The sequence below is a fragment of the Bradyrhizobium sp. T-12 genome, from assembly GCF_058314695.1.
On record NZ_CM177756.1, the window covers coordinates 858,685 to 875,152 of the forward strand.

Consider the following 16,468-nt stretch of genomic DNA (forward strand, 5'->3'; position numbering starts at 1 on the left):
GGCTGCCAGGCGACTTCCCGGAAGCTGAAGCAGACAAAGGGGCGATCGTACGTCGTCGCGAGGCGCGGGCCTCATTCGATGCAGTTACCGCTATTGACCGGCCGCGCCCCTCACTCCGCCGCCACCATCTGCTGCGTGCGCCACTGGCCAAGGAGCGCGCGCAGCGAGGCCGGCTTGACCGGCTTGTTCAGCACCGCGACGTTTTCGTCCCGCGCCGCGACCTGCACGGCGGGGCTGCGGTCGGCGGTGATCAGGATCGCGGGAATGCCGTCGCCGAAACGCCGGCGGATCTCGCGGATCGCGGCGATGCCGTTGCCGCGGTCGAGATGATAATCGACCAAAAGGCCGGTGACGCGGCGGCCGGCGGTCTCGATCGCGGCGATCGCGCCTTCGGGATCGGCGACCGCGATCACCTCGGCATCCCATGCTTTCAGCAGCGTGCGCATGCCGTCGAGGATCGCCGCGTCATTCTCGATGCAGACGATCAGGGCGCCCGAGATCGGTGTGCGCGCCAGCGGCGTGGCGCTGGTCACGGCGGCGGTGTGGGTGATCGCCTTGGCGGTCGGCACCGTCACGGAGAACACCGAGCCGCCGCTTTTGTTGCCGTCGATGGCGATGCCGTGCTTGAGCACCCGCGCGAGCCGTTCGACGATGGAGAGGCCGAGCCCCAGCCCGCGCGCGATCCGCGCGCCCTGCTCGAGGCGATGGAATTCCTTGAAGATCTCGCCGCGCTTGACCTGGGGGATGCCGACGCCGGTGTCGTAGACGCAGATCTTGAGCGACGGGCCCTGGCGGCGACAGCCGACCAGCACGCGGCCGCGCGGGGTGTATTTGATCGCGTTCGAGATCAAATTCTGCAGCAGGCGGCGCAGCAGCAGCCGATCCGACTCGACCGGCAGCGAGCAGGGCACGAAGGCGAGCTCCAGGCCCTTGGCGCGCGCGATCGGCGCGAACTCGATCTCCAGCGAGCGCATCAGATCGGCCATCTTGAAGCTCGAGATCGAGGTCGTCATCGCGCCGGCGTCCAGCCGCGAGATGTCCAAGAGCGCGCCGAGGATCTCTTCGATCGCCTGCAGCGATTCGTCGATGTTCTCGACCAGCCGCGTCTCCTCGCCGCTGTGCTGGCGCTCGACCAGGCTCGTGACATAGAGCCGCGCGGCGTTCAGCGGCTGCAGAATGTCGTGGCTGGCGGCGGCGAGGAAGCGGGTCTTGGAGATGCTGGCGTCCTCCGCCGTGCTCTTGGCCAGGGCCAGCTCGGAGTTCAGCCGCGTCAGCTCCTCGGTGCGGTCGCGCACGCGCTTTTCCAGCGTCGCGTTGGCGCGCTCCAGCGCTTCCGCCGCTTCGAAGCTGGGCGTGACGTCGGTGAAGGTGATGACGAAGCCGCCGCCGGGCATGCGGTTGGTGAGCACCTCGATCACCATGTGGCGTTCCGGCAGGCGTTCGAGATACGGCTCACTGTCGGTGGTGTAGGCGATGAGCCGCTGCTCGATCATCGCCTCACGGTCGGCCTGATGGTCCGGATCGCTCACCCCCATGAATTCCAGGATCTCGCGCAAGGGCGTGCCGAACTGGACGATGTGCGGGGGCACGTTGAGGAGATCGCCGAACTGCCGGTTGGAGCAGATCAGCTGCAAATCGGCATCGAACACCGCGATGCCCTGGCGCACGTGGTTGAGCGCGGTCTGGAGGATCTCGCGGTTGAAATGCAGCGCCGCGTGCGAATCGTCGAGCAGTTTTAGCGCGGCTTTTGCCGACACCGTCCGCTTGCGCAGCAGGAGCGACATCACGAGGCGGGAGGAGGCCGCTCCAATCGAGGAGGCGATCAGGTGCTCGGCGTGCTGCAACAGCTCGAAATCAGCGGGGGCGCCGGGCTCCAGCCGGACGTTGCGCCGCGCGGAGAAGGCCTCGAAGGAGTGCCGCGCGCGGTCGGGGCCGAGATATTGCGCCACCGTAGTCTGGATGTCCTGCACGGTGACGGTGGTGCGCCAGCGGCGGAAACCCGGGGAGATCGGCGCGAGCGTGTTGGGGACGAACAGATCGGCCTGCAACAGCTCGATCGACGAGGGCCTTCGCGCCAGCGACAGCAGCACATAGGTCAGGATGTTGAGCGACAGCGACCAGATCACGCCGTGCATCAGCGGGGGCAGATCGGCGCCGAACAGCGCCTGCGGCCGCAGCGCCTCGATGCCGAACGGGCCGTGCTGGAGCAGCAGGATGCCCGACGTCGAGGAATCCATGAAGCTCGGCATGAACAGCGTGTAGAGCCACACCGCGAAGCCGACCAGCATGCCGCCGATCGCGCCGCGCGCGGTGGCGCGCCGCCAGAGCAGTCCGCCGAAGAAGCTCGGGGCCAGCTGGGCGATGGCCGCAAAGGAGAGCAGGCCGATCGCGGCGAGCTGGGTATTGCCGAGCGCGCGATAGTAGAAATAGGCCATCACCATGATGGCGAAGATCGCGAGTCGCCGCGAGCGCAGCAGGAAGTCGCTGAAATCCGCGCCGCCGGTGCGCCCCTCGGGCCGCCGCTGCAGCACCAGGGGCACCACGAGGTCGTTCGAGACCATGATGGACAGCGCGACGCATTCCACGATCACCATAGCCGTGGCCGCCGAGAGGCCGCCCACGAAGACAGCAACGCTGAGCAGGCCCGCACCGCCCTCCATCGGCAGCGCCAGCACGTACATGTCCGGATCGACCGCGCCAAAGGGGAAGCTGACGAGACCGGCGAGCGCAATCGGGATCACGAACAGATTGATGGCGACGAGGTAGAGCGGGAACAGCCAGCGCGCGCGGCTGACCTCGGCATCCGAGGAATTCTCGACCACGCTGACGTGGAACTGGCGCGGCAGCAGCATGATCGCGCACAGCGACAACAGCGTCATGGTCAGGAAGTTGCCGATCGACGGGGTGTAATCGATGGCGCGCACCGCCTCCGGCGTCTTCATCGCACGCTCGATCAATTCGTGCGGCGAGAACATCCAGAAGGTGACGAAGATGCCGACGGTGAGGAAGGCGACCAGCTTGATGGTGGATTCGGTGGCGACCGCCAGCATCAGGCCGTGCTGATGCTCGGTCGCGTCGGTCTGCCGGGTGCCGAACAGCACGGCAAAGGCTGCCATTGCCAGCGTCACCATCAGCGCCATGTCGCCGACGATCGGGATGTGGGAGAAGGCCTGGTCTTCGCTCAGGATCGTCTGCAGCGAGGACGCCACCGCCTTGAGCTGAAGCGCGATGTAGGGCACCGAGCCGATGATCGCGATCAGCGCGACGGTCGCGGCCACCGCCTGGCTCTTGCCGTAGCGCGCGCCGATGAAGTCGGCGATCGAGGTGATGTTGTGGGCCTTCGCGAGCTGGATCACGCGGCGCAGGACGCCTGCGCCGAGGCCGATCATCAGGATCGGGCCGACATAGATGGCGAGGAAGTCGGTCGAGGTGCGGGTGGCGAAACCGACCGAGCCGAAGAAGGTCCAGGAGGTGCAGTAGATCGCCAGCGACAGCGGATAGATCCACCCGGAGGCACGGCCGGGCCCGGCCGGCGAGCGGCGGTCGCCATGGCTCGCTACCAGAAACAGAAAGCCGATATAGCCGAAGGCGGCGGCAATCACGCCCCAGTCGTGCAGCATGGGAAACGCGCTTCTCGAAAGGGCACCGGCGGCGCCCAAGCTCATTTTCGCTGTAAATCTAGCGCGTTGGTCGGGGCGAGGCGACAGCGAAATGCCGGGTGAGGGCGGGAACTGGGGATGTCGTTAAGGTCCGGAGCGCGGACGCCGGGACTTACCCTCCCCTGGAGGGGGAGGGTCGATCGCGCGAAGCGCGAGCGGCGTGGGGTGATCTATCCACTCGGGCACTGTTGGATGAGGAAACGCCGTCAGCCCACCCCGTCTCACATTTTCGCTGCGCTCAATGTGGGCCGACCCACGGGCGAGCTACGCTCGTCCCGGACCTCCAAGGGGAGGGTAAGAAAGAGCCTACTCCGCCGCCAGCGACTTCGCGCGCAGCGGCAGGCCGAGACGGTCCCAGACCTGCAGCAGGGCCTCGGCGAGCTGATCGATCAGGCCGTCGTCGTGATAGGGCGACGGCGTGATGCGCAGCCGCTCGCTGCCCTTGGCAACGGTCGGATAGTTGATCGGCTGGATGTAGATGCCGTGCTCCTCGAGCAGCAGGTCGGACGCCTGCTTGCACTTCTCGGGATCGCCGACGAACAGCGGCACGATGTGGGTGTCGCTCGACATCACCGGCAGGCCGGCGGCGTTGAGGATCGCCTTGACGCGGGCGGCGCGGTCCTGGTGGCGCTCGCGCTCCCAGTTCGAGGTCTTCAGATGCTTGATCGCGGCGGTCGCGGCCGAGCAGATCGCCGGCGGCAGCGCGGTGGTGAAGATGAAGCCCGGCGCATAGGAGCGCACGGCATCGATGATCTGGCCGTTGGCGGCGATGTAGCCGCCGAGGCAGCCGAACGCCTTGGCGAGGGTGCCTTCGAGAACGTCGATGCGGTGCATGACGCCGTCACGCTCGGCGATGCCGCCGCCGCGCGGGCCGTACATGCCGACCGCGTGGACCTCGTCGACATAGGTCATCGCTTTGTACTTCTCGGCGAGATCGCAGATCTTGGCGAGCGGGGCGACGTCGCCGTCCATGGAATAGAGGCTCTCGCAGACGATCAGCTTCGGCCGGTTCGGATCGGCCGCCTTCAGCAGCTCCTCGAGATGCGCCAGATCGTTGTGGCGGAACACGACCCGCTCGCAGCCCGACTGGCGGATGCCCTCGATCATGGAATTGTGGTTGAGCTCGTCCGAGAGGATGAGACAGTTCGGAATGAGCTTTGCGATGGTCGGGATGCCGGTCTGGTTCGAGACATAGCCCGAGGTGAACAGCAGCGCGGCTTCCTTGCCGTGGAGATCGGCGAGCTCGGCCTCGAGCTGGACCAGCGGATGATGCGTGCCGGCGATGTTGCGGGTGCCGCCGGCACCGGTGCCGACGCGCGTCGCGGTCTCGACCATGGCACCGACCACCTTGGGGTGCTGGCCCATGCCGAGATAGTCGTTGGAGCACCAGATCACGACGTCGCGCTTGCCCTTGGGCGAGTGCCAGACCGCGTGCGGGAATCGGCCGGCCGTGCGCTCGAGGTCTGCGAACACGCGGTAACGCCGCTCGGCGTGGAGACGATCGAGGGCGGAATCGAAGAACTGATTGTAATCCATCGGCAAAACCTGCAACGGAACCCGGCCACGGCGGCCACTCGTTTTTAGAGCTTTTCCAGCTCTCATGTCTATGCGCCAGCACACATTTGGTGCGAGGCGCGCGGGTATATTGATAGCGCCGTCTCGCGGGCGATAGTTGATGTGGATCAAACGCCTAACAGTCGCCCGCCGGCGCGGACCATGGCTCCCGGGACAGTACGGGACCGTTGCATCCGGCTTGGACATTTTGTCCAAGGACCGCGCTCCGTCCATGACGGCCGGGCCGGTCGCGCCCGCAAGCGGGGCGAGATGAAGACAGCGCTCACGTCGTCCGGAATTGCAGCACGCCGTCCTTCGTCTCGGCCGTCAGCCGGCCCTCGACGATCATGTAATTGACGTGGGCGACGAGCTCGCCGGCGGCAAAGCCCATCTGGTGTTCGTCGAGCACGTGCTTGTTGAACACCACGGGCACCAGGGCGCGCGAAGTCTGCGGCACCTCGCGGCAGGCTTCCGCGATCAGGCGGCAGCGCTCCTCATGGTGGTCGGCGAGCTGCTTGATGCGGGTCTTCAATCCGTAGAACGGCACGCCGTGGCCGGGCAGCACCAGCACGTCATAGGGCAGCGTCGTGGTGAGGCTGGCGAGCGAGGCCAGATATTCGCCGAGCGAGTTCTGGTCGGGCTCGACCGCCCAGACGCTGACATTGGGCGAGATCTTGCTCAGCACCTGGTCGGCGGAAAGGAACAGCTTGTCGTCGGCGCAATACAGCATCACCTGGTCGAGCGCGTGGCCGCCGCCGGTGATCACCCTGAAGCGGCGCGTGCCGATCACGACGTCCTCGCCATGGGAGATGCGACGGTAGGAGGGCGGCAGCACCGAGACGCGCTTGAGATAATCCTGGCCGCGGCCCAGCAGCTTTTCGGTGAGCGACTCGTCCATGCCGTGGCGGCGGAAGAACAGCCGCTGCGCCTCGCGCCGCTCCTCGGTGCCGCGGTTCTGGTGATAGACCGATTGCAGATATTCGACCTGCGACATCACCAGCGGGCAGTTGAACCGCTCGACGATCCAGCCGGCGAGGCCGACATGATCGGGATGCGAGTGGGTGACGATCAGGCGCGTGATGGTGACGCCCTTCAGCGGCCCCTCGAACAGCTTGGTCCAGGCCTCGATGGTCTCCTCGTTGCCGAAGCCGGCGTCGATCATCGCATAGCCGTCGCCGTCGGCGAGCAGGTAGATGTTCACGTGGTTGAGGCGGAACGGCAGCTTGAGCCGCGCCCACAACACGCCGGGCCGGACCTCGACGATCTCGTCGTGGCCGGGGGGCTGGTCCCAGGGATAGCGCAGGGCCTCGGCCGAGGACTGTGCCGAGGACTGCGCAATGTCGGTTTTTGCGTTCATGCTACCGGCTTAAACCCGCCGCGGGCGCCGCGCCAGCCGAAAAAGGGCGGGCCGTGGTCTCCGCATGGCGGTCATACCGGACGCTGTTTTTCCGTGACGTGAGACAGTCGAGCCTCGAACTCGGTCACCTCTCCTACTTACGGGGGAGGTCGGCGCGAAGCGCCGGGTGGGGGCTGTTTCCGCGTAAAGATACTCTCGCGTACCTCAGACACTCCCAACGCGGAGGCACCCCCACCCCGGCCCTCCCCCGCAAGCGGGAGAGGGAGTCGAGTCCCCGCGTGGCCGGCGGCTTACGCCGCCCGCATGTTGTTGAGGAACGCGTCGATCTCACCGCGCAGCATGTCGGCCTCGCGGCGCAGCGCGTCGGAGGCGCCCAGCACCTCGTTCGCCGCGGCGCCGGCTTCGGCCGAGGCGGTGGAGACGCCGACGATGTTGCTGGAGACCTCGCTGGTGCCGCCGGCCGCATGCTGGATGTTGCGGGCGATCTCGCGCGTGGCCGCGCCCTGCTCCTCGACGGCGGCCGCGATCGTCGTGGTCACGTTGTCGATCTCGCCGATGATCCGGCCGATGCCCTGGATGGCGCCGACCGCCGACGTCGTGATGTTCTGCATGCTGGCGATCTGGCTGCGGATTTCCTCCGTCGCCTTGGCGGTCTGGCTCGCGAGGCTCTTCACCTCGGAGGCAACCACCGCGAAGCCGCGGCCGGCCTCGCCCGCGCGCGCCGCCTCGATGGTGGCGTTGAGCGCGAGCAGATTGGTCTGCGAGGCGATGGTCTGGATCAGATCGACCACGACGCTGATGCGGCTCGCGCTGTCGGCGAGGCTCTGCACCGTGGCGTCGGTCGCGCCGGCTTCGTCGACCGCCTTCTTGGCGATCGCGGCCGAGGTCACGACCTGCTTGCTGATCTCCTCGATCGAGGACGACAGCTGCTCGGTGCCCGACGACACGGTCTGCACGTTGACCGAGGTCTCCTCGGCGGCGGAGGCGACCGCGTTGACCAACGCGTTGGACTGGTCGGCGGTGGTCGACATGCTCTGTGCGGTCGACTGCATCGAATTGGCCGACTGCGCCAGATTGTCGAGCGCGGAGCGCACCGTGTCCTCGAACTCGGCGATCTTCGCTTCCATGCGCGCGGCACGCTCGGCCTTGGCGATACGGTCCTTTTCCTGCTCGCCGGCGAGCGCCCGGGCTTCGATCATGCTGTCACGGAACACGGTCAGCGTTTCCTTCATCACGCCGATCTCGTCGTTCTGGCGGGAACGCACGATCTCGGTGTCGAGGTCGCCGGCCGACAGCAGCTGCATGGCGCGCTGAAGCTCGCGGATGCGGCGCAGGATGTTGCGGCCGACATAGAGCCAGACGAACAGCGCCGAGCCAACCAGCATCAAGGCGCCGAGCGCCAGCATCACGGTCGTCGCGAGCGAGGTCTCCTGCTGCGCCTGGGAGGTCGAGGCGTTGGTCTCCTTCTGCACGCCGTCGACGAGCTGCTGCACGCTGATGCCGAGGCCGACATTGAGCTTGCGGGTCTCGTCCAGGATGGTCTGGCCGTAATCGGCGGCGTCGAGCTCCTTCTCGCGCAGATTGAACACGCCGGTCTTGCCGGTGCCGAGCGCCAGCAGCTTCTCCGCGGTGTCGCGCAGCATCTTGTTGCCCTGATTGTCCGGCAACAGATCGAGGTTGGATCGCAGGCGGCCCTGGGCCGTCTTGAATTCCTTCTGGATGTCGTCGAGCTTGTCGCTGGTGTTGGCCGACAGCGCCGCGCTCATGTCGGCGGCAGCGAGATTGCCGCTGGCGACGACGTTGCCGAGCTGACCGACGGTCTGCGCCGCGTCGGAAGCATCCGCGGCGGACAGGTCGGCCGAGCCGAGAATGGCGTTGACCCGGGTCTGAGCGTCGAGCATTGCCGGGCTGGCCGCGCCGACGAAGGCGCCCTGCGCGGTGCGTAGCGCGTCATATTGCTTGTCGTGCAGGGCGGCGATGTCCAGCCGTTCGCGGGCGGCCTTGGCCAGGCTCTGCGCCGCCTCGTTGATGCTCTTCATCGTCTCGCTGAGGCCGGACACGACGGTCTTGTCGCCGCCGAGCTGGATGATCTCGGTGAGCTTCTGCTGCGTCTGCTCCTGCAGCTCCTTGAGCTTCTTGGTACGCTCGTTGAGCGCGTCCTCGCTTTGCGCCGCGAGCAGCGCCGGTCCCTGGGCCGCGAGGCTCGCGCTCAGCGCCGACAATTGCAGGCTGGCGGCAAGGCGCGGAATGTCCCGTCCGCTCAGCTCCGTCATGCGAGTTCCAAGATTCTGCAGCGCGAGGCCAGCGCCGGCTGCGATCACGAGGCCCATGCCCGCGATCACCGCGAAGGCCGTAAACAGGCTGCCACGCACGCCCCATGTCGGCATTTTGAATCGCGGCTTGAATCGACCAAGCAAACGGCCAACGCCCAGACGGATAGCCATCGAAAATTCCCCCAGCATTCTTGCTTCTCTTTGTGGCCGGCAGTATCGGCGCGGCCGGTTAAAAAATCGCAATCTCCGCAAACGGTTGTGCGCGTTCCGCAGAGCGAAAAAAGAAGGGCCGGCGAGATCGCCGGCCCTGTGTCATGGTAAAGTTGCGGTAACCGATCAGTAGCGCGCGCCGCCCGTGCTGGCCCAGTTGAAGCGGTAGTTGACGCCCGCCTTGATGGTGTGGTCGTCGGTGGTGAACTTGCCGGTGCCCACCAGCGGACCGCCGGTGAAGCTCGCGTCGCCGAAATTGTAATACTGGTACTCGGCCTTGGCCGACCAGTTCGGGGCGAACATGTATTCGAGGCCGGCACCGACGGTGTAGCCGTTGCGGTGATCGCCCGTGATGACGAAGGCGGTCGGCACGCCGCCGACGGTCACCTTCTCGTTGTTGTCGGAATAGGCGTAACCGCCCTTCACGTAGACGAGGCCGGGACCCCAGGTGTAGCCGACGCGGCCGGTGATCGAGCCGAGACCGCGCTGGTCGTTGGTGTAGGCGATTCCGCCCGGAAACACCGCGCCGACGCTGCCGGAGAGCCAGGAATACTGGCCCTCGACGCCGACCAGGAAGTTCGGATGGAACTGCCAGTCCCCGCCGACCTGCACGCCGCCGAGGAAACGGCCGTTGCCGTTGTTGCCGGTGGAGAGGCCGTTGAAATTGTTGTCGCTGGAGAACGCGCCGCCGACATGGCCACCGATGTAGAAACCGGTCCAGTTGTAGATCGGCGCGGCATAGGCCGGCGCGGGCGCCTTGTAATAGTTGCGGTTGCCGAGATCGGCACCGACGGCCGGTGCAGCCACGCCCACCACGAGCAGCGCAACCGTCGCAAACAGAATCTTCTTCATCGTCTTGAACTCCAGCACTCAATGTCCCCGGCAGGCGCGCTTTCCGCGCCGCGTTGGTTTTGCAGATAGCTCGCTTTTGACGAAAATGCTGTCACATGCATGGCACAGCGAGGCCCAACCTAACTTATTGGGCTGCAAATGGTTTTCGTGCTTAATGCCAGCTTAAGAAATGCTGAAGAAAGGCTTAAATTCATAGCGTTCCGGTAAGCTGCGTGCGTCCTTCGTTAACCAAGACGCCGGCGGGCCTCATCCCGCATCTGCGCGCGGAACGCCGCGCGCTTTGCGGGACGGTCTTCCTCGCGCACGTCATGGCGATCGAAGATGTCGAACTTCTCGAGGATCGGATAGCGCTCGCTCGCCATCGCGAGCACGCGCAGCACCTTGGTCGCGGATGGCGAGGGTCCGCTGACTTCCCAGCGCCGGATGGTGTCGGCGCCGCCCTTCTCCGGCAATCCGCAGAGCTTTGCCATGTCGGCCGCGGTGAGCTGTCGCTCGAGGGCATCGGAGAGGTCGACACGGAGCTGCTTCAGTTCGGGACCAGTCATGTCGCCTCAATGCGCGAAGTCGATGAGGCAATGCACTAGCGCTGATTCGGGTCCATCCGAAGGCGGGCCGTCGCGGCAGTCTCATCCACCGCGCCCTGCCAGCGCGATGCAATCGACCTCGACGTCGAACGGCCCGGGCCATGATGGGACGTGCACGAAGATGCGCGCAGGCGTCTCGTCCCGGAAGTAGCGGGCATAGACCTCGTTGAACGCGGCGAAATGCGCGAGATCTGGCGTGCAATAGACGTTGCACTTGATCACCTCGGCCAGCGACGATCCTGCCGCTTGCAGGCAGAGCTGCATCTGGTTCAGCACGATCTCGGCCTGTCGCTCGAATGGCAACGGCCTGACGTCGCCCGTGTCAGGATCGAACGGTGGCAAGCCGGACAGATAGACCAGGCCCTCGGCTATCACGACCGGATAGATCGGGCCTTTGCGGCGACGCTCCAGATAGGTCGATATCGGCTCCACGCGGATCCTCTTCATATGGCTCCTCCCGGGTTGCGGAGGCCATGGTAGAGCGCCCTCAGATCCAATGGTTCGGCCGCCGCCAAACCATTGCCGTTGCCGTGCCTAGGCGGTCGCGATACGGTTTGTCCATGGTCGCAGCGGCAAACATGGTCGAGGTGGCGGCGCTGGTGGGCGACACCGGGCGGGCCACGATGCTGGCGGCGCTGATGGGTGGACAGGCGCTGACCGCAAGCGAGCTCGCCTCTCGTGCGCGGATATCGAGATCGACCGCGAGCGGACACCTCGGCAAGCTGGTCCGCGCGCGGTTGCTCGACGTGACGCAGAAGCGGCGCAACCGCTATTACCGCATTGCCTCGCCGCTGATTGCCGGAATGCTGGAAGGCATCAAGGCAGTCGCCGCGATCGAGGTTCCGCAACGTCACCAACCGCGCTCGATCGGCGATGACCGGCTCCGCTTCGCGCGCACCTGCTATGACCATCTGGCTGGCCAACTGGGCGTCGCGATCGCAGATGCTCTCGTTGCCGAAGGGCACATTGTCCTCGCGGGTGACGGCGGCGAGGTAACGGCATCGGGGATCAACTTCCTCTCCGCATTCGGCGCGGCGCTGGGGCCGAAATCCGGAGGCCGGCGAATCTTCTGCCGTCCCTGCCTCGACTGGAGCGAGCGCCGCCATCACCTCGCCGGTCACGTCGGCGCGGAGATACACCGTTGCTGCCTGGAGCGCGGCTGGCTGAGGCGGGACCGCGACAGCCGAATCGTGCGCGTCACGCCGGCCGGCCAGATCGGTTTGCGCAAGACATTCGGCATCGATCTGAGCGGTGGCCGCGCTCCGGCACATTTGCGCGCGCACGGAGTTATGAACTTGTGCCTATGGACATCGTCCGCGGAATGAACAGATGGCACAAGGGGCCCCTGAGACCGAGGGATCAGCCATGAAAGGCATCAGATTCGCCATCGCCGCACTCATCTCTGCCGGACTGCTCCTCACGCCCTTCACGGCTGAGGCGAAGAAGCAGCGATCGAGCCGACATTCCAGCACCGGCGTGGTTGCCCCGAACTATGGCGGCGCGGCATCGCCGGCGGCGCAGCCGAGGGCGTCCTATGGCTCGTCGGGACCGTCAGTTGGCACGGTCACGGCGCCCTCGGTCGGATCATACAATTGGCCCTCGGTCGGCGTGACCAATTCCGTTCCGACCTGGAGCAACACCACCCGCTAGAGCGATGCAGGCCAGTGTGTGCCGGCAAGGTGCGATACAAGGCGCGATAGTTAGATTCCCCTGCGAGCCTGGTTTCCGATCACGCAGCGCCAGGCTGCCAGTCGCTCGGCCGGATGCTGGCTCATCCAGTCGGCGAGCTGCGGCGCGCCCATCAGGCAGGACTGCACCGAGACCTCGGCGAAATCCGAGGTGGTGACGATCTGCTCGTGACAATTGGTCGGAGAGGCGAGACTGCAAAGCACCGCGATGATCTTGATCACGACCGGGTGCTCCCGTCGCCGACGAACGCCCGGCCAAGCGGCGTCTTATCCTGACCTTCGCCGGAGGGATCAGCCGAAGGGAAGATGCTGTCGTAGATGGCGCGCGCTTCCTGGATGAGACGCATCCGCTCGCGCTCGGACTTCGAGACAAATCGAATGATTTCGCCCATGTTGGCTCCGTATCAATTGGCATCCGTCATCAGATGACGTGGATCATTCCATCATGACTTATGACTGCCACCCCGCTCTTGAAACGGGGGTGACCGATCACGTCACTATAAAAAACGCGTGAGCGCGCCCGGACGTCTCAACTTATCCGACGCCCTCGTGCGCCGAGTTGAGAAGCCGCTCGCCACTTCATATTCGTTGCAAGGCGCGGAGCCGGGCGACGAACGCTGGTGTCAGCTTTACTCCATGCCGTCATCAGCAAGGGATCATTCCGGAAAGCAAATGCCGCTGGACCGAATATGTTTCACGTCTTGGGACATCCAAGTTTTTGGAACCATCGCGAAGTTCGGTGATCGACGCGGGCGCCGGCTCACGCCGCCGGCGCGCGTTCCTTTCGTCCCGGCACGGCGGCCAGCAGCTCGCGCGTATAGGCGTGCTCCGGCGCGGCGAAGAGCTGTGCCGTCGGCTTCAATTCGACAATAGCGCCGCGCTGCATCACCGCGATCCGATCGCAGATTTGGGCGGCGACGCGCAAGTCGTGGGTGATGAACAGCATCGAGAGGCCGAGGCGTGCCTTGAGGTCTTCGAGCAGCCGCAAGACCTGCGCCTGCACGGAGACGTCGAGCGCGGAGACGGCTTCGTCCGCGACGATGATCTCCGGCTCGAGCGCCAGTGCGCGCGCAATGCCGATCCGCTGGCGCTGGCCGCCGGAGAATTCATGCGGATAGCGTTCGAGTGAACCGGCATCGAGGCCGACCATCTTGAGGAGATCACGGGCACGATCGAAGGCGACCTTCGGATCGACGCCGGCCGCGATCGGGCCGGCGGCGATGATGTGACCGATCTTGCGGCGCGGATTGAGCGAGGCGAACGGATCCTGGAAGATCATCTGGATGCGATGGCGCTCGGCGCGCAACGCCTTGCCAGCGAGCGAGGTGAGATCGGTCTCGCCGATCCGCACCGTGCCGCGGTCGGCCTCGATCAGCCGCATCACGAGGCGTGCCACCGATGATTTCCCGGAGCCGGATTCGCCGACAAGGCCGAGCGTCTCGCCCTTGAGGATGCTGAAATTGACCGCGCGCGCGGCATCGACGCGGCGGTCCTCGCGAAACCAGCCGCCCGATGTCACATAGGTTTTGTCAAGCCCGATCACCTCGACCGCCCTGGCCTGGTTGTCGAGGGGGCTGCGCGCCGGCGGATCCATGGAGGGGACGGCTGCGAGCAGCGCCTTGGTGTAGTCGTGCTGCGGCTCGCTGAAGACGGTCGCGGCCGGGCCTTCCTCCACGACCTTGCCGTGGCGGAGCACCACGACCTGGTCGGCGATGTCGGCGACCACGCCGAAATCGTGGGTGATGAACATCACCGCCATGTTGCGGCTCTGCTGGAGGTTGCGGATCAGCTTGAGGATCTGCGCCTGCGTGGTGACGTCCAGCGCGGTGGTCGGCTCGTCCGCAACCAGCACCGCGGGCTCGAGCGCGAGCGCCATCGCGATCATGGCGCGCTGGCGCTGGCCGCCGGAGAGCTGGTGCGGATAGGCGCGCACGATCCTTTCAGGGTCGGGCAGGCCGACCTCCCGGGCCAGCGCCAGCGCCTTGGCGCGCCGCTCCTTCGGCGTCAGCAGGCCGTGCGCCTCGAACATCTCCGCCATCTGGTCGCCGATCCGCATCAACGGATTGAGCGCGGTCATCGGCTCCTGAAAAATCATCGCGAGCCGGCGTCCGCGCAGATCGCGCCAGCCGTCGTCATCGAGCTTGAGAAGGTCGCGGCCTTCGAACTGGATCTCGCCGGAGGCGACAGCCACCGTATCGGGCAACAGACCCATCAGCGCATGGGCGCACATCGACTTGCCGGAGCCGGACTCGCCGACGACGCAAACGATCTTGCCGGGATGCAAGTCCAGCGAGACGCCGTCGACGGCGAAGGGACGTTCGGCACCCTTGGGCAGCGCGATCCTGAGGTTCTTGATGGAGACGGCGGGCGGGGCGGTCGTCATCTAGCGGCCCTCCCGCGACAGGCGCGGATTGAGCGCGTCGTTGAGGCCTTCGCCGATCAGGTTCAGCCCGAGCACGGAGATCAGGATGGCGACGCCTGGAAACACCGTGATCCACCAGGCCTGGCGGATCACGGTGCGGCCGGCGCCGACCATGTAGCCCCAGGAGATCAGATTGGGATCGCCGAGGCCGAGGAAGGACAGCGAGGATTCCAGCAGGATCGCGGTCGCCACCATCAGCGAGGCCAGCACGATCACCGGCGACAGCGCGTTGGGCAGGATCTCGCGCAGGATGATCCAGCTGTTGCTTTGCCCGGTGACGATTGCGGCCTGGACGTATTCGCGCGTGCGCAGCGACAGCACCTCGCCGCGCACGAGGCGGGCGACCGGCGGCCAGCTTACCAGCGCGATCGACGTCACGATCGAATAGATCGAAGGCTGCAGGATTGCGACCAGAACGATCGCGAGCGCGAAGCTCGGGATGGTCTGGAAGAATTCGGTGAAGCGCATCAGGGCATCGTCGACCCTGCCGCCGAAATAGCCGGCCATGGCGCCAATGGGGATGCCGACGACAAGTGCGACCAGTGTCGAGACGAGGCCGACCAGGAGCGAGACGCGGGCGCCGAAGATCATGCCGGCGAACACGTCGCGGCCGAGCGCGTCGGTGCCGAGCGGCACGGTCGACAGTGTGAACGGCGGCAGGAACGGCCGCTGCACCATGCGCCAGGGCGAGTTCGGGAACAGCATCGGTCCGAATACCGCGACCGAGATGGCAAGCAGCAGAATGATGAGCCCGATGACGCCGCTCGGGCTCTTGAGCATCGATGTCCAGAACTGTTTCATGAGGCGAATTCGATGCGCGGATCGACCAGGCGATAGACGAGGTCGGTGATGAGATTGAAGATCAGCACCATGGCGGAGCAGATCACGAAGACGCCGAGCAGCAGATTGTAGTCGCGCTGCAAGAGCGCGTCGTACATCAGCCGTCCGATGCCGGGCCAGGCGAACACGGTCTCGGTGATGACGGCGCCGCCGATCAGCGTGCCGGAATGCACGCCGGCCAGCGTCACGACCGGCAGCAGCGCATTGCGGAGCACGTGGCGGCGCTGGATCACGGCGTCGGAGAGGCCCTTTGCGCGCGCGGTCTTGACGAAGTCGAGCCGCTTCACCTCCAGCATCGAGGCGCGCGTCATGCGGGTGTAGGTCGCCATGAAAAACAGGCCGAGCGTCATCGCCGGCATGATCAGGTGCTTTGCGACGTCGACGACGTGGGAAAGGCCGGTGAGGTTGGCGCCGACCGTCTCGTAGCCGAAGCTCGGCAGCCAATCCATGGTGACCGAGAACAGCAAAATGCCCATCAACGCCACCCAGAACAGCGGCATGGCGTAGAAGATCAGCGCAAAGACCGTGATGGCGGTGTCGAGAAAGGTCCCGGCGAAGCGCGCGGCGAAGGTGCCGAAGAGAATGCCGAGCATCAGCGAGATCGCGAACGCGGTCAGCGTCAGCAGCAGCGTTGCCGGCAGCCGTTCGCCGATCAGTTTTGCGACCGGTGCCTGCTGGCGGAAGGAGAAGCCGAGGTCGAGGGTGACCACGCCCTTGACGTAGATGAAGAGCTGCTCCGGCAGCGGCTTGTCGAGGCCGAACTTTTCCCGGAGCTGTTGGACGAAGACCTGATCGCTGGCGCCGGCCTCGCCCGCCATCACCACCGCGGGATCGCCGGGCGCAAGCCGGATCAGGAAGAAGTTGAGGACGACGATCGCAAGCAGGACGATCACGCCCTTCACGATTCGTTGGGAGATGAAGGAGAGCATTCTAGACAGTCATCTTGGTAAGGTGACCTTTAGCCACGGAGACGGTGCGCTCCCTCGCCCCGCTCTTGCGGGGAGAGGGTCGGGGGGAGGGGGGACTCTC

The 16,468-nt window shown here is 65.8% G+C and carries 14 protein-coding genes; 2 read left to right on the plus strand and 12 right to left on the minus strand.

Going from position 1 to position 16,468, the window contains the following annotated elements; genetic code table 11:
- Window positions 1-110: 110 nt before the first annotated feature.
- The 7 genes from AC0WRY_RS04080 to AC0WRY_RS04110 form a co-directional block, all read right to left on the minus strand.
- On the minus strand, window positions 111-3,620 hold the full coding sequence (locus tag AC0WRY_RS04080) for a PAS domain-containing hybrid sensor histidine kinase/response regulator (RefSeq protein WP_194405786.1): 3,510 nt from the start codon (window positions 3,618-3,620) through the stop codon (window positions 111-113).
- Between the two features lie 345 nt (window positions 3,621-3,965).
- On the minus strand, window positions 3,966-5,195 hold the full coding sequence (hemA, locus tag AC0WRY_RS04085) for a 5-aminolevulinate synthase (protein WP_194405787.1): 1,230 nt from the start codon (window positions 5,193-5,195) through the stop codon (window positions 3,966-3,968).
- 301 nt (window positions 5,196-5,496) lie between these two features.
- Window positions 5,497-6,570: an MBL fold metallo-hydrolase gene (locus AC0WRY_RS04090; RefSeq protein ID WP_491122700.1), complete on the minus strand. Its 1,074-nt coding sequence runs from the start codon at window positions 6,568-6,570 to the stop codon at window positions 5,497-5,499.
- Window positions 6,571-6,860: 290 nt separating this feature from the next.
- Window positions 6,861-9,014, minus strand: coding sequence for a methyl-accepting chemotaxis protein (locus AC0WRY_RS04095; RefSeq protein ID WP_491122701.1), 2,154 nt, complete (start codon window positions 9,012-9,014; stop codon window positions 6,861-6,863).
- Window positions 9,015-9,179: 165 nt separating this feature from the next.
- Entirely contained in the window at window positions 9,180-9,905 is a 726-nt protein-coding gene (locus AC0WRY_RS04100) for an outer membrane protein (RefSeq protein WP_194405790.1), read from the minus strand.
- Between the two features lie 224 nt (window positions 9,906-10,129).
- The gene (locus AC0WRY_RS04105; RefSeq protein WP_194405791.1) at window positions 10,130-10,450 is read right to left on the minus strand and encodes a hypothetical protein; all 321 of its coding nucleotides are present in this window, start codon (window positions 10,448-10,450) and stop codon (window positions 10,130-10,132) included.
- Between the two features lie 81 nt (window positions 10,451-10,531).
- On the minus strand, window positions 10,532-10,936 hold the full coding sequence (locus AC0WRY_RS04110; protein WP_194405792.1) for a RidA family protein: 405 nt from the start codon (window positions 10,934-10,936) through the stop codon (window positions 10,532-10,534).
- A 131-nt stretch (window positions 10,937-11,067) separates the two neighbouring features.
- Between AC0WRY_RS04110 and AC0WRY_RS04115 the strand changes: the two genes are divergently transcribed.
- Together AC0WRY_RS04115 and AC0WRY_RS04120 are read left to right on the plus strand one after the other, a co-directional pair.
- The gene (locus AC0WRY_RS04115; protein ID WP_246776412.1) at window positions 11,068-11,814 is read left to right on the plus strand and encodes an ArsR/SmtB family transcription factor; all 747 of its coding nucleotides are present in this window, start codon (window positions 11,068-11,070) and stop codon (window positions 11,812-11,814) included.
- Window positions 11,815-11,854: 40 nt separating this feature from the next.
- Complete coding sequence (locus AC0WRY_RS04120) at window positions 11,855-12,139, plus strand: hypothetical protein (protein ID WP_194405794.1); 285 nt, start codon at window positions 11,855-11,857, stop codon at window positions 12,137-12,139.
- Window positions 12,140-12,189: 50 nt separating this feature from the next.
- Here the strand turns inward: AC0WRY_RS04120 and AC0WRY_RS04125 are convergent, their stop codons facing one another.
- From AC0WRY_RS04125 to AC0WRY_RS04145, 5 genes are all read right to left on the minus strand, one after another.
- Window positions 12,190-12,399 carry a hypothetical protein gene (locus AC0WRY_RS04125; protein ID WP_194405795.1) on the minus strand — a complete coding sequence of 70 codons (210 nt, stop codon included), beginning with the start codon at window positions 12,397-12,399 and terminating at the stop codon, window positions 12,190-12,192.
- The gene (locus AC0WRY_RS04130) at window positions 12,396-12,569 is read right to left on the minus strand and encodes a hypothetical protein (protein WP_194405796.1); all 174 of its coding nucleotides are present in this window, start codon (window positions 12,567-12,569) and stop codon (window positions 12,396-12,398) included. Before AC0WRY_RS04130 ends, AC0WRY_RS04125 begins: the two co-directional genes overlap by 4 nt.
- 368 nt (window positions 12,570-12,937) lie before the next feature.
- On the minus strand, window positions 12,938-14,560 hold the full coding sequence (locus AC0WRY_RS04135) for an ABC transporter ATP-binding protein (protein WP_194405797.1): 1,623 nt from the start codon (window positions 14,558-14,560) through the stop codon (window positions 12,938-12,940).
- The gene (locus tag AC0WRY_RS04140; protein ID WP_194405798.1) at window positions 14,561-15,400 is read right to left on the minus strand and encodes an ABC transporter permease; all 840 of its coding nucleotides are present in this window, start codon (window positions 15,398-15,400) and stop codon (window positions 14,561-14,563) included. It abuts the gene before it with no gap.
- A complete protein-coding gene (locus tag AC0WRY_RS04145; protein ID WP_194405799.1) occupies window positions 15,397-16,368 on the minus strand; it encodes an ABC transporter permease in 972 nt (323 codons plus the stop codon). Before AC0WRY_RS04145 ends, AC0WRY_RS04140 begins: the two co-directional genes overlap by 4 nt.
- Between the last annotated feature and the right edge of the window lie 100 nt (window positions 16,369-16,468).

Coding starts and splice junctions, on each gene's coding strand:
- AC0WRY_RS04120 (WP_194405794.1), top strand. CDS start 11,855: ATGAAAGGCATCAGATTCGCCATCGCCGCACTCATCTCTGCCGGACTG.
- hemA (WP_194405787.1), bottom strand. CDS start 5,195: ATGGATTACAATCAGTTCTTCGATTCCGCCCTCGATCGTCTCCACGCC.
- AC0WRY_RS04140 (WP_194405798.1), bottom strand. CDS start 15,400: ATGAAACAGTTCTGGACATCGATGCTCAAGAGCCCGAGCGGCGTCATC.
- AC0WRY_RS04110 (WP_194405792.1), bottom strand. CDS start 10,936: ATGAAGAGGATCCGCGTGGAGCCGATATCGACCTATCTGGAGCGTCGC.
- AC0WRY_RS04080 (WP_194405786.1), bottom strand. CDS start 3,620: ATGCTGCACGACTGGGGCGTGATTGCCGCCGCCTTCGGCTATATCGGC.
- AC0WRY_RS04135 (WP_194405797.1), bottom strand. CDS start 14,560: ATGACGACCGCCCCGCCCGCCGTCTCCATCAAGAACCTCAGGATCGCG.
- AC0WRY_RS04105 (WP_194405791.1), bottom strand. CDS start 10,450: ATGACTGGTCCCGAACTGAAGCAGCTCCGTGTCGACCTCTCCGATGCC.
- AC0WRY_RS04100 (WP_194405790.1), bottom strand. CDS start 9,905: ATGAAGAAGATTCTGTTTGCGACGGTTGCGCTGCTCGTGGTGGGCGTG.
- AC0WRY_RS04090 (WP_491122700.1), bottom strand. CDS start 6,570: ATGAACGCAAAAACCGACATTGCGCAGTCCTCGGCACAGTCCTCGGCC.
- AC0WRY_RS04095 (WP_491122701.1), bottom strand. CDS start 9,014: ATGGCTATCCGTCTGGGCGTTGGCCGTTTGCTTGGTCGATTCAAGCCG.
- AC0WRY_RS04130 (WP_194405796.1), bottom strand. CDS start 12,569: ATGGGCGAAATCATTCGATTTGTCTCGAAGTCCGAGCGCGAGCGGATG.
- AC0WRY_RS04145 (WP_194405799.1), bottom strand. CDS start 16,368: ATGCTCTCCTTCATCTCCCAACGAATCGTGAAGGGCGTGATCGTCCTG.
- AC0WRY_RS04115 (WP_246776412.1), top strand. CDS start 11,068: ATGGTCGAGGTGGCGGCGCTGGTGGGCGACACCGGGCGGGCCACGATG.